The sequence below is a fragment of the Amycolatopsis stemonae genome (genome assembly GCF_054781455.1).
This window is the reverse complement of record NZ_BAAGUJ010000005.1, coordinates 557,084-569,319: the sequence shown is the minus strand read 5'-3', so window position 1 is coordinate 569,319 and position 12,236 is coordinate 557,084. Positions and strand designations below refer to the sequence as shown.

The window sequence follows — 12,236 nt, the reverse complement described above, 5'->3', positions numbered from 1 at the left end:
GCTATCCCCAGGTCAGGAACCGGTAGTGCAGCCCGGTCGACGACTCCTGCCACTCCCCCGTGGCGTCCGGCTCGCGGCCGACGTCCGGCGCGCGCGTGTCGCCCTCGAAGGTTTCCCGCAGCTGGGTGACCACGATCCGGTCCGCGAACGGCAGTGCCGCCTCGTACACGGCCGCGCCGCCGATCACCCAGCCGTCGCCCGAGACCGCCGCGAGGGCCGGGGCCAGCTCGGGGAACGTCTCGACGCCGTCCTGGGGCGTCCGCGACAGCACGACGTTGCGGCGCCCCGGCAGGGGCCGGAACCGCGGCGGCAGCGACTCCCACGTCCGGCGGCCCATCAGGACGGTCGCCCCCGAGGTCACCGTGCGGAAGTGCTTCAGGTCCTCCGGCAGGTGCCACGGCAGCGCGCCGTCGCGGCCGATGACGCCGTTCGCGGACTGCGCCCAGATCAGGCCGATCACACCGCCACCGGGGCCTTGATGCCGGGGTGCGGGTCGTAGCCGTCGAGCGCGATGTGCTCGTAGGTGTAGTCGAACAGGCTGTCCGCCGGCTTGAGGCTCAGCGCCGGGAACGGCCGCGCGTCCCGGGCGAGCTGCCTGCGGACCTGCTCTTCGTGGTTGTCGTAGATGTGGCAGTCGCCGCCGGTCCACACGAAGTCGCCGACACCGAGCCCCACCTGCTCGGCGATCATGTGCGTCAGCAGCGCGTAGCTCGCGATGTTGAACGGCACGCCGAGGAACAGGTCCGCGCTGCGCTGGTACAGCTGGCAGGACAGCTCGCCGTCGGCGACGTAGAACTGGAAGAACGCGTGGCACGGCGGCAGCGCCATCCGCGGGATGTCCGCGACGTTCCACGCCGACACGATGATGCGCCGCGAGTCCGGGTTTTCGCGCAGGGTGCGCAGCACCTCGCCGATCTGGTCGACGTGCCCGCCGTCCGGCGTCGGCCAGGACCGCCACTGGACGCCGTAGACCGGGCCGAGGTCGCCGTCCGGCGCGGCCCACTCGTCCCAGATGGTGACGCCGTTCTCCTGCAGCCAGCCGACGTTCGAGTCCCCGCGCAGGAACCACAGCAGCTCGTAGGCGATCGAGCGGAAGTGGACCTTCTTCGTGGTGATCAGCGGGAAGCCGTCGGCCAGGCGGTAGCGCAGCTGGTGCCCGAAGATCGATCGCGTCCCGGTGCCGGTCCGGTCCGCCTTGCGGGCGCCGGTGTCGAGAACGTGGCTGAGCAGGTCTTCGTACTGCGTGTCGGGCATGCCCGCGAGCCTAGACGAGCGTCGCGAGGTAGGCCCGGAGCATGGCTTTCAGCTGGTCGAGCAGCGCGGCGACGCCGTCGGGGTCGGCGCGGAACGCCTCCTGGATGACGGCGTCGGCGGCGAGGAACGCGGTGCGGCACGCGGTCGCGGCGTGGTCGTCGTCGCGGAGCAGGCCCTGCGCGACGAGCACGCGGTGCACGCCGGTGGCCATCACGGCCTTGTGCGCGCGGTCGGCTTCGCGCGTCGCCTCGGTGAGCCCGCGGCCGAGCCAGAGGGCGCGGAAGCCGGGTTCGGCGCGGTAGAGCGCGGCGAAGGCGTCGACGAGCAGGCCGACGGGGTCGTCCCAGGTCTCCTGCGCCGCCTGCGCGGCGAAAGCCGTCATGAGGTCTTCGAGACGGGCGAGGTAGCCGTCGGCGAGGGCTTCGGTGATGGCGTCGCGGTCCGGCAGGTACTGGTACAGCGCCCCGACCGAGACGCCGGCCGCGGCGGCGACGCGCGTCGTGGTCAGCGCCTCGACGCCGTCCTCCGCGAGCAGCCGGTCGGCTGCCTCGAGCACCTTGGCCAGCTTCTGCCGCGACCGCTCCTGCCGCGGCACGCGGCGCAGCCGCGGTTCGCTCATCACACCTCAAACCTGAACGTGACTTTGATTCGGATCTATCCTAGCCTCGGGCCATGGCAGTGGGGAGTTCGACCCTCGACGAGGCGCGGCGCGCGGTGGCCCGGGCCAGCACCGGCCTGGCGGGCGAGGGCCTGCTGATCGGGACCGCGGGCAACGTGAGCACCCGGACCGGCGACCACGTGGCGGTGACCGCGACGGGCGTCGTGCTGGGCGCGGCCACCCCGGCCGACGTCACGGTCGTCGACCTGGCCGGCGCGGTCGTCGCCGGCGAGCTGGCGCCGACCTCGGAACTGGACCTGCACCTCGGGATCTACCGGCGGTTCGGCGCGGGCGCGGTGGTGCACACGCACTCCCCGCACGCCACCGCGGTGGCCCTCGTGCTCGACGAACTGCCGTGCGTGCACTACCAGCAGCTCGCCCTCGGCGGCTCGATCCGGGTCGCGCCGTTCGAGGTGTTCGGCTCCCCGGAGCTGGTCACGGCGACGCTCACGGCCCTCGAGGGCAAGACCGCGGCACTGCTCGCGAACCACGGCGCGATCGCCTACGGCCCGACGCTGGACGCGGCGATGGACAACGCCCTGCTGCTGGAGTGGGCGTGCGGCCTGTACGTGCGGGCCGCGACGCTCGGCGCGCCCCGGGTGCTGGACGACTTCCAGCAGGAAGCCGTCGTGACCGCCGCGGCGCAGCGCGGGTACGGCCGGCCGCGGCGCCTGGAGGACCGGTGACGCAGACGGTCGTGACGCTCGGAGCGCACGTCCTCGACGTGCAGGTCCGGCCGGTCGAGGCCATTCCCGAAGGGCAGGGTGCGGCGCTGGTCGAGCAGATCCGCTTCGGACCGGCCGGCACGGCCGCGGGAACGGCGGTGACGCTGGCGAAGCTCGGCGCGGAGGTCCGCACGGCGGGCGCCGTCGGCACCGACCCGGTCGGCGACCTGCTGCTGACGATGCTCGCGCGGTACGGCGTCGACACGTCTTTGGTGCGGCGGCGCGCGGAGGTCCAGACGTCGGCGTCGGTCCTCCCGATCCGCCCCGACGGCAGCCGGCCCGCCTTCCACGTCCCCGGCGCGAACCTGACGTACGAGCCGTCGGACTTCGCGGCGGACCTTTCCGGCGTCACCCACCTGCACCTGGGCGGGCCGGAGCTGATGGGCGGCGCGAAGGCGGCGTCACTCCTGGCGCCGGCGCTCGCGGCGGGCGTCGTGACGTCCGCGGACCTGCTGGCCCCCGGCGACCCGGGCGTGCTCGCCTGGATCGACCCGGTGCTGTCCTCTTTGGACTACCTGCTGCCCAACGAGGACCAGGTGCTCGGCCTGACGAGCGCACCCACCCTCGAAGACGGCGCGCGGACGTTGCTCGAGCGGGGCGTCGGTTGCGTGGCGGTGACCCGGGGCGCGCGTGGCGCCTTGGTGGTGACGGCGGAAGAAACGATCGCCGTCCCGGCGTACGCGGTTCCGGTGGTCGACACGACCGGCTGCGGCGACGCGTTCTCGGCCGGGTTCCTGCGGGGCGCGGGCCTGGGCCGGTCGCCGCGCGAGGCGGCGGTGCTCGGCTGCGCGGCGGCGGCCCTGGTGGCCCGGGGGCTGGGCAGCGACCACGGCGAGTTCGACCTGGCCGCGGCCGACGCCTTTGCCGCGTCGACCCCGACGCTCCCACTGGACTGATCGACCGGATTGCAGCTTTCCTGCATCGCGACCCCTTGACTTGACGATTTCCTGCATTCAGGATGCGTCCTGTGCAGAACGAAGGCAAGACCACCGAGCTGGACCGGCGGATCGTCGCGGCCCTGCAGCTCAACGGCCGGGCGCCGTGGGGGGCCATCGCGCGGCACGTCGGAGCCAGCGAGTCCACCGTGCTCCGGCGGGCCGAAAAGCTCACCGAGAGCGGGCGGCTGCGGGTCATCGGTGTCGTCGACGTCCTCCGCTGCGGGCTCGGCGTCCCCGTCCTCGCGCGGCTCAAGTGCCGTCCCGGTGCCGCCGCCGCGGTCGCCGACGCGCTCGCCGCCCGGCCCGACGTGCGGTACGCGACCGTGCTCGCCGGGAGTGCCGACTGCTCCGCCGAGTTCGTCCTGCCCTCCTACGCCGACATCGCCGGCCTGCAGGAGAACGGCTTCCCCGCCGCCGAAGCGATCCGGGACGCCGAGACCTTCGCCGTGATGCGGACCTTCACCTCCAACCACGACTGGGACTCCGGCGAGCTCACCCCCGAGGCCGCGACCGACCTGCGCGGCGGCGACGTCCGGCCGTTCGAGGAGCAGCACTGGGAGCGGCCGCCCGAGCAGCTCGACGAAGTGGACCTCGCCCTCTGCGCCGCGCTCGGCGAGGACGGGCGGCTGCCGTTCAAGGAGGTGTCCAAACAGGTCGGCACGAGCGAGTCCACTGTGGCCCGCCGGGTCGACTCGCTGGTGCGGCGCGGCTGCCTGCGGTTCCGGACGCTCGCCGAGCCCGCGATGTTCGGCTACGCGCTGGAGTTCATGCTCTGGCTCTCGATCGTCCCCGGTGAGCTCGACCGCGCCGGGCAGCAGCTCGCCGCGCACCCCGGCACGAAGTACCTGAGCGCCACCACCGGCCGGTTCAACCTGGTCGGCCAGATCGTGCTGCGCCACTACGGCGAGCTGTACCGCCACACCACCGACGTCGTCGGCGCGCTGCCCGGGCTCCGGGAAGCCGACGTGACCCTGCAGGTTTCGACGCTCAAGCGCGCGTGGGCCCCGACCCCCGCCGCCAGCTTGGAGGAAGCATGACCGACCAGCCGTGGCTCTGGGACGAAGCGACGTGGCGGGGGCACGTCGAGCACGTCCGGGCCGGGCGCCCGCTGCGCCCGGCGTCGTGGCCCGGCGGCGCCAAGGTCGCCGTGGCGCTGTCCTTCGACTCCGACCACGAGACCCCCGCACTGCGCGACGGTGAAGTGCTGCCCGGCAAGCTGGCCCAGGGAGAATACGGCGCCCGCGTCGGCGTGCCGCGGATCCTCGACCTTCTGCGGCGCCACAACGCCCCCGCGTCCTTCTTCGTGCCCGCCGTCTCGGCGCTGCTGCACGAGGGCGAGGTCAAGTCCTATGTGGACGACGGGCACGAAGTGGCGCTGCACGGGTGGATCCACGAGCGCAACACCGCGCTCACCGAGACCGAAGAACGCGACCTCGCCTTCCGCGCCGCCGACGTCCTCGAACGCCTCGCGGGCACCCGGCCGGTCGGCATCCGGACACCGTCGTGGGACTTCTCCGCGCACACCCTCGCCATCACCCGCGAGCTGGGCCTGAAGTACGACTCGTCGCTGATGGCCGACGACGACTGCTACGAAATCCTCGAGCACGGCGAGCCCACCGGCGTCGTCGAGCTGCCAGTCGAGTGGATCCGCGACGACGCGCCGTACTTCATGATGGACCGGTTCGCGTCCCTGCGGCCCTACACCCCGCCGCGCGGCGTGCTGACGATCTGGCGCGACGAGTTCGACGCCGCGCTCGCCGACGGCGGCATCTTCCAGCTCACCATGCACCCGCACATCATCGGGCACCGCTCGCGCCTCACCGTCCTTTCCGAACTCCTCGACCACATCTCCGGCCACGACGTCTGGTACGCCACGCACGCCCGGATCGTGGACCACGTCCTGCGGGAGCAGCCATGACCACAGTGGACACCGCCGTCGCCTCCCACCGGCTGACGGCGCAGCAGCGCAAGGCGATCGTCGCCGGCGCCGTCGGCAACACCGTCGAATGGGTCGACTGGGCCGTCTACGCCACGTTCGCGCCGGTCTTCGCCGGCCAGTTCTTCGCCAGTGGCAGCGAAACCACGGCCTTGCTGTCCACTTTGGCCGTGTTCGCCGTCGGGTTCGTGATGCGGCCGATCGGCGGCGCCGTGCTCGGCGCGTACGCCGACCGCAAGGGCCGCAAGAAGGGCCTGACCCTCACCATCTCCCTGATGGCCGGGGCGTCGATCGTCATCGCGCTCTGCCCGACGTACGCGCAGATCGGCGTGCTCGCGCCGATCGTGCTGCTGCTCGCGCGGCTCGTGCAGGGCTTCTCGGCGGGCGGCGAGTTCGGCTCGTCCTCGGCGTTCCTCATCGAGTCGGCCGCGCCCGGGCGGCGCGCGTTCGCCGGTTCGTGGCAGCAGGTCTCGGTCGGGCTCGGCTCCCTGCTGGCCGCGCTGATGGGCACGATCCTCAACTCGACGTTGTCGGACGCCGCCCTGCACGGCTGGGGCTGGCGGCTGGCGTTCGGCCTCGCCGGGCTGCTCGGCCTGGTCGGCCTGTGGCTGCGGGTGTCGGTGCACGAGACCGAGGCCTTCGGCAAGCTCGGCGCGAAGCCGCGGCGCAACCCGCTGGTCGCGATGCTGCGCGACCACCCGCGGGCCGCGCTGCGCGTGGCCGGGGTGACGATCGCCGGGACGTTGATCTACTACGTGTGGGTCTCCTACATGCCCGCGTACGCGCACCTGGCCACCGGCATCCCGCTCAAGACCGCGCTGCTGGCCAACACCCTGGCCATGGTCGTGTTCATCGCGCTGCTGCCCTTCGGCGGCCTGCTGTCGGACAAGCTCGGGCGCAAGGCGACGATGACGGCGTTCGCCGCCGGGTTCGTGGTCTTCGCCTGGCCCGCGTTCCACTTCCTGGGCAACAGCTTCTGGAGCGTCTTCGTCATCGAACTGGTCGGCCTGGTGCTGATCGTCGGGTACTCGGCGAACTGCGCGGTGGTCATGGCCGAGCAGTTCCCGCCCGAGGTCCGCACGACCGGGATCGGCCTGCCGTACGCACTCTCCGTGGCAATCTTCGGCGGCACCGCGCCGTACGTGACGACCTGGCTGAACGCGCACCACCTCGGCAACCTGGTGTGGATCTACGTGGCGGTCGCCGCGCTCATCGGCGTCGCGGTGTACCTGACCATGCCGGAGACGAAGGGCAAGGTGCTGTAGTGCGGACCGTGCTCGTCACCGGGGCCGGCGGCGGGATCGGCGCCGCCATCGCCGGGCGGTTCGCCGCCGCGGGTGACCGGCTCGTGCTGTCCGACGTCCGCCCGGACGAACTGTCCACGGTGGCCGCGAGGCTGGGCGACGCCGTCGAACTGCCCGGCGATCTCGCCGACGCCGAGTACGCGGAAGGACTCGTCGAGCGGGCCGGGCCGGTCGACGTCCTGGTCAACGCCGCCGGGATCTACCCCGCCACTCCCCTGCTGGAGATGACCGCGGCGATCTGGGACCGCGTGCAGGACGTGAACGTGCGGGCCGCGCTGCTGACCACGGTCGCGTTCGGACGGATGCACGCCGCGGCCGGGACCACCGGCGCGGTCGTCAACATCTCCTCCGGCGCGGCGACCCGGGCCCGGCCCGGCGCGGCCCACTACGCGACGTCGAAGGCCGCACTGGAGATGGTCACCAAGGCCTGCGCGGTGGAGCTGGGCCCGCACGGCATCCGCGTCAACGCCGTCAGCCCGGGGTTCGTCACCGTGGACAGCGACGCGAACCCCGTCACGGAGGCATATGCGGCGGCGGTGTCGGTGAACCCGCTCGGGCGCCGTGGCGAGCCGCGCGAGATCGCCGACGCCGTGTACTGGCTCGCCGGCCCCGAGGCGGCCTGGATCACCGGCGCGGTTCTGCGCGTCGACGGTGGTTCGACCGCGGGCGCCGCCGGGCTGCCCCTGCACTGGGCCGGGGAAACGACCGTCCAGCAAGGAAAGGAAGGGCATGTCTGACCGGCGCTCGTACACAGTGGTCGGCGGCGGCGCGATCGGCGGGACGCTGGCGTTCCACCTCGCGCGGGCCGGCCACCCGGTGTCCATCGTGGACGCCGACCCGGCGCACGTCGCGGCGATCCGCGACCGCGGGCTCACCCTGCGCGGCCCCGAGGGCGACGAGACCGTCGAGCTGCCCGCCTTCGTGCCGGACGCGGCCCCGCCGGTGTTCGGCCGGGTGCTCCTGGCCGTCAAGGCGCAAGCCACCGAAGACGTACTGCCCTGGCTGGCTCCGCGGCTGGCCGAGGACGGGTTCGTCGTGTCCCTGCAGAACGGGCTCAACGAACCGCTGATCGCCGGCCGCGTCGGTCCGGAAAGGACGGTCGGCGCGTTCGTGAACCTGTTCGCGGACGTCGTCGAGCCCGGGGTGGTGCGCGACGGCGGTCTCGGCGCGCTCGTCGTCGGCGAGCCGGACGGGCGGATCACCGGCCGGGTCGAGGAGGTCGTCGCGGACCTGCAGGCCTGGGGCCCGGCGAAGGCGACGGCCAACGTCGAGGGGTACCTGTGGGCCAAGCTGGGCTTCGGCGCGATGCTCACCACGACCGCGCTCGCCGACGCGCCGATGGCCGACCTGATCGACCGGCACCGCCCGCTCATGCACGCGCTCGCGGCCGAAGTCCTCACCGCGGCCGGCGACCGGACGCTGGAGGCGTTCGACCAGTTCGACCCCGCCGCGTACCTGCCGGGCGCGCCCGGCCGCGAGGAGGCGACCGACCGGCTCACCGCGTGGCTGCGCACCCAGCCGAAGGACCGCAGCGGTATCTGGCGCGACATCGCCGTGCGCCACCGGCCGGTCGAGGTGCACCACCACTACGCGCCGGTCCTCGCGCAGGCGGACGTGCCGTTGCTGCGCGCGATGCTGGCGCGGTTGCGTGAGGTCGAAACCGGTGTCGTCGCGATGTCCGAAGACCACCTGACCGAACTGGAGCGAGGCCTGTGATCCGGGAACTGCACGAGTGGGTGGCCGCGCACCGCGACGAGCTGCTGGCCGACGTCGCCGAGTACGTCGGCATCGAAACCCCCAGCGACGACAAGGCCGCCCTGAACGCGGGACTGTCCTGGGTGGACGGCTGGCTGCGCGAGCGGCTGGGCGAACCCGCGGCCGTCCGGGACGTCGACGGCGGCCGGCACGGCGACATCAAGGTCTACGACTTTCCCGGCCGCGGCGAGCCGGTGCTGGTGCTGTGCCACTACGACACGGTGTGGCCGCTCGGCACCCTCGCGGACTGGCCGTTCACCGTGGCCGGTGACCGGGCGACCGGGCCGGGGATCTTCGACATGAAGTCGGGGCTGGTGCACGCGGTGTGGGCGTTGCGCGCGCTCGACGCGGCGGGCCTGCCCCGCCCGGCCGTGCGGCTGGTCCTCAACGGCGACGAGGAGATCGGCAGCCCGGCGTCGCGCCCGGTGATCGAAGAGGCCGCGGCGGGCACCCGGGCGACGCTCGTGTTCGAGGCGAGCGCCGACGGCGCGGTGAAGACGGCGCGCAAGGGCGTCGGCCTGTTCCAGGTGCACGCGAAGGGCGTCGAGGCCCACGCCGGGCTGGATCCGGCCAAGGGCGCGAGCGCGATCGACGAGCTGGCGCGGGCGGTCCTGGCGCTGCACGGACTGTCCGATCCGGACGCCGGCACGACGGTGAACGTCGGCGTGGTCACCGGGGGCACCCGGCAGAACGTGATCGCGGGCGCGGCGTCGGGCGAGATCGACGTCCGCGTGTCCAGCGCCGCCGAGGCGGCCCGCATCGACGCGGGCTTGGCGGCCCTCAAGGCGACCGACCCCCGCGCGACCCTCGAGATCACCGGCGGCTGGAACCGGCCGGTGATGGAACGGTCGGCACCGATCGCGAAGCTGTACGAAGTGGCCCGCGAGCAGGCCGCGGAATTGGGCGTCACGCTGCGGGAGTGCTCGGTCGGCGGCGCGAGCGACGGCAACTTCGTGGCGGCCCTGGGCCACCCGGTCCTGGACGGCTTCGGCGCGGTCGGCGACGGAGCGCACGCGCGGCACGAGCACATCAGCGTCACCGGGATGCTGGAGCGCACCGCGCTGGCCGCCGCCGTCCTGCACCGGCTCGCCGGATAACCGCTCTCGGTTTACAACCGGTCGGCGACGGCGCATACTGCTCTCGTAATGCAACCAGTTGCGAGGTGGTATCAGTGCGTGACGCGCGGTCGGGGTGTCCGATCAACCTGTCGCTGGAGATCTTCGGCGACCGGTGGACGCTGCTCGTGCTGCGTGACGTCGTGTTCGGCGGGGCTCGGCACTTCCGCGAGTTCCTCGGCGGCGAAGAGCGGATTTCGTCCAACGTGCTGGCCGACCGGCTGGCGGTGCTCGTCGACCACGGGCTGCTCACGCGGGCCGGCGATCCTTCGCACAAGCAGAAGGTCACCTACAGCCTGACCGAGCGGGCGATCGACCTGGTCCCGGTGCTGGTGCAGCTCAGCGCGTGGGGCGTCCGGCACCTGCCGGCCGGCGACGCCTACGCCGCCCGGGCCGGGGTGCTCGTCGCCGGCGGTCCCCCGCTGTGGGAGGCCTTCATGGACGAACTGCGCGAGACCCACCTCGGTACCCGCCACGGGGAGGCGCCGGACGGCCCGACCGTCGCCGCGCGCCTCGAGGCCGCCTACGCGGCCGCCGTGGCCGACCGAACGGAGTGACGATGGAAACCCGGCTCGACGAACGGTTCAGCGACCCCGGCGCCACGGCCACCGGCTGGGCCGAAACCACGAAGGCCCTGGCAGACGCGCAGATCAGCTGGCTCACGACGGTCCGCGCGGACGGCCGGCCGCACGTGACGCCGCTGGTCGCCGTCTGGCTCGACGGCGCCGTCCACTTCGCCACCGGCGAGACCGAGCAGAAGTACCTCAACCTGACCGCGAACCCGAACGTCGTGCTGACCACCGGCCGCGACTCGTGGGACGACGCCCTGGACGTCGTCGTCGAGGGGGTCGCCCGGCGGGTCGCCGACAAGCGCACGCTGGAACGGCTCGCCAAGGCGTGGCTGGAGAAGTGGGACGGCAGCTGGGACTACGAAGCGACCGAAGACGGCTTCCGCCAGTCCGGCCACGAGGCCGTCGTCTACGCGGTCGAACCGGCGAAGGTACTGGCCTTCGGCCGCCGGCGCTCCACATCGGACACTTCGATGCTGTCCACTGTGGAGTTCACCCACACCAGCCACCGGCCCTGAAACTCAGGCGCGGCCGAGCAGTTTCGCCAGCCCGCGCCGCGGGCCGCGCGACCGCAGCCGGCCGGCGACGGCGTCTTCGAGCAACGCGCCGACCGTCTCGCGCGCGCACGCCTTGTTCGCGCCGATACCGCCCGAGGGTCCGCGCTTGATCCACCCGGCCACGTACGTGCCCGGTTCGACGCGGCCCGCGGTGTTCGGGACCGTGCCGGTCGCTTCGTCGAACGGCAGGCCCGGCACCGGGGCGCCGCGGAAGCCGGCCGCCCGCACGACCCGGCCCGCGGTGATCTCGACGTCGCCGGTCACCCGGACGCCGCGGACCTCGGTGTCGCCGGTGAACTCCAGCGGCGCCGAGTGGAACCGCAGGACGACCCGGCGAGCGCCGTCCGGCGGCGGGGACGACCAGTCGACCGGCTCGCGCGGCAGGCCCCGCAGCAGCGCGGCCTTCCCGTCGCCGGCGTCGATCGCCGCGGCGGTCCGCGGGTCGTGCGCGTCGACGACGAGGTCGCCGCGGGCCGCCAGGGCCAGCAGTTCGGACTGCGTGTACGCGGCGTCTTCGGGCCCGCGCCGGGCCAGCAGGACGACTTCGCGGACCTTGCTCGAGCGAAGCCGGGCCAACGCCGGCGGAGCGAGCGACGTGCCGGCCAGGGCCTCCGGGTCGGCCGTCAGGATCCGGGCGATGTCGAGGGCGACGTTGCCGGTGCCCACCACGACCACGCGCTCGGCCGAGAGGTCCACGGCGGCCGGGGCGACGTCCGGGTGGCCGTTGTACCAGCCGACCACCGTCGCGGCCGGCAGGCTGCCGGGCAGGTCTTCCCCGGGAATGCCGAGGGGGCGAGCCTCGGTGGCCCCGACCGCGTAGATCACGGCGTCGTGCCGTGCGGCCAGGTCCGGCCCGGCCTCGGCGCCGAGCCGCAGCCGCAGCCGCGGGTGGTCGTGGAAGCGCGCGAACGTCTCGCCGATCTTCTTCGTCGACGGGTGGTCGGGCGCGACGCCGTAGCGGATCAGGCCGCCGGCCGTGGCCAGCCGGTCGACGAGGGTGACCCGCGCGTTGGTGTGCAGCAACAGGTCTTCGACCGCGTACATGCCCGCCGGGCCGCTGCCGACGACCGCGACGTCCAAGGCCGTGAAGTCGCTCGGCAGGATCCGGCTGAACTCCGGCGGCGACCAGCGGTGGAAGTTCGGGGCGACGGTCGCTTCGGCGAGGACGTCCCGCTCCGCGTAGTACCCGGCGTTGATCTCCTCGTAGGCCTTCAGCGGCCCGGTCAGGTCGCCGGCCGGGAAGACCGCGTCGACCGGGCAGGCGTCGGCGCAGGCCCCGCAGTCGATGCACGTGCCCGGGTCGATGTAGAGCATCTCGGTGGTCCCGAAGTCCGGCTCGCCCGGCGCCGGGTGGATGCAGTTGACCGGGCAGACCGACACGCAGGACGCGTCGGCGCAGCAGGTCTGCGTGATCGCGAAGGCCAT

At 73.2% G+C, this 12,236-nt stretch carries 14 protein-coding genes; 10 read left to right on the top strand and 4 right to left on the bottom strand.

The annotated features are described in order from the left end of the window. Nucleotide 1 precedes the first annotated feature (1 nt). The 3 genes from ACYVLJ_RS22100 to ACYVLJ_RS22090 are packed head-to-tail and all read right to left on the bottom strand — an operon-like array spanning nt 2 to nt 1,873. Nucleotides 2-460, bottom strand: coding sequence for a dihydrofolate reductase (locus ACYVLJ_RS22100; RefSeq protein ID WP_460440103.1), 459 nt, complete (start codon nt 458-460; stop codon nt 2-4). Then, complete coding sequence (locus ACYVLJ_RS22095; protein ID WP_460440102.1) at nt 457-1,254, bottom strand: thymidylate synthase; 798 nt, start codon at nt 1,252-1,254, stop codon at nt 457-459. The genes ACYVLJ_RS22100 and ACYVLJ_RS22095 overlap by 4 nt, the downstream gene beginning before the upstream one ends. Before the next feature lie 10 nt (nt 1,255-1,264). Next, nucleotides 1,265-1,873, bottom strand: a complete 609-nt coding sequence (locus ACYVLJ_RS22090) for a TetR family transcriptional regulator (protein WP_460440101.1) — start codon at nt 1,871-1,873, stop codon at nt 1,265-1,267. Nucleotides 1,874-1,926: 53 nt separating this feature from the next. Between ACYVLJ_RS22090 and ACYVLJ_RS22085 the strand changes: the two genes are divergently transcribed. The 10 genes from ACYVLJ_RS22085 (at nt 1,927) to ACYVLJ_RS22040 (ending at nt 10,772) form a co-directional block, all read left to right on the top strand. Then, nucleotides 1,927-2,598: a class II aldolase/adducin family protein gene (locus tag ACYVLJ_RS22085; protein WP_451981421.1), complete on the top strand. Its 672-nt coding sequence runs from the start codon at nt 1,927-1,929 to the stop codon at nt 2,596-2,598. Then, entirely contained in the window at nt 2,595-3,533 is a 939-nt protein-coding gene (locus ACYVLJ_RS22080) for a carbohydrate kinase family protein (protein WP_460440100.1), read from the top strand. Before ACYVLJ_RS22085 ends, ACYVLJ_RS22080 begins: the two co-directional genes overlap by 4 nt. 71 nt (nt 3,534-3,604) lie before the next feature. Continuing rightward, complete coding sequence (locus ACYVLJ_RS22075; protein WP_451981415.1) at nt 3,605-4,612, top strand: Lrp/AsnC family transcriptional regulator; 1,008 nt, start codon at nt 3,605-3,607, stop codon at nt 4,610-4,612. Beyond that, nucleotides 4,609-5,493, top strand: coding sequence for a polysaccharide deacetylase family protein (locus ACYVLJ_RS22070; RefSeq protein ID WP_460440099.1), 885 nt, complete (start codon nt 4,609-4,611; stop codon nt 5,491-5,493). The genes ACYVLJ_RS22075 and ACYVLJ_RS22070 overlap by 4 nt, the downstream gene beginning before the upstream one ends. Beyond that, on the top strand, nt 5,490-6,776 hold the full coding sequence (locus ACYVLJ_RS22065) for an MFS transporter (RefSeq protein WP_460440098.1): 1,287 nt from the start codon (nt 5,490-5,492) through the stop codon (nt 6,774-6,776). Before ACYVLJ_RS22070 ends, ACYVLJ_RS22065 begins: the two co-directional genes overlap by 4 nt. Continuing rightward, entirely contained in the window at nt 6,776-7,552 is a 777-nt protein-coding gene (locus tag ACYVLJ_RS22060; RefSeq protein ID WP_460440097.1) for an SDR family NAD(P)-dependent oxidoreductase, read from the top strand. The genes ACYVLJ_RS22065 and ACYVLJ_RS22060 overlap by 1 nt, the downstream gene beginning before the upstream one ends. After that, complete coding sequence (locus tag ACYVLJ_RS22055; RefSeq protein WP_460440096.1) at nt 7,545-8,531, top strand: ketopantoate reductase family protein; 987 nt, start codon at nt 7,545-7,547, stop codon at nt 8,529-8,531. The genes ACYVLJ_RS22060 and ACYVLJ_RS22055 overlap by 8 nt, the downstream gene beginning before the upstream one ends. Further along, on the top strand, nt 8,528-9,667 hold the full coding sequence (locus ACYVLJ_RS22050) for a M20 family metallopeptidase (protein WP_460440095.1): 1,140 nt from the start codon (nt 8,528-8,530) through the stop codon (nt 9,665-9,667). The genes ACYVLJ_RS22055 and ACYVLJ_RS22050 overlap by 4 nt, the downstream gene beginning before the upstream one ends. A gap of 74 nt (nt 9,668-9,741) precedes the next feature. Further along, nucleotides 9,742-10,242: a winged helix-turn-helix transcriptional regulator gene (locus ACYVLJ_RS22045; RefSeq protein WP_460440094.1), complete on the top strand. Its 501-nt coding sequence runs from the start codon at nt 9,742-9,744 to the stop codon at nt 10,240-10,242. A gap of 2 nt (nt 10,243-10,244) precedes the next feature. Beyond that, complete coding sequence (locus ACYVLJ_RS22040) at nt 10,245-10,772, top strand: pyridoxamine 5'-phosphate oxidase family protein (RefSeq protein ID WP_451981392.1); 528 nt, start codon at nt 10,245-10,247, stop codon at nt 10,770-10,772. A gap of 3 nt (nt 10,773-10,775) precedes the next feature. Here the strand turns inward: ACYVLJ_RS22040 and ACYVLJ_RS22035 are convergent, their stop codons facing one another. After that, nucleotides 10,776-12,236 (bottom strand): FAD-dependent oxidoreductase, encoded by a 1,461-nt coding sequence (locus ACYVLJ_RS22035; RefSeq protein ID WP_460440093.1) that lies wholly within the window; start codon nt 12,234-12,236, stop codon nt 10,776-10,778.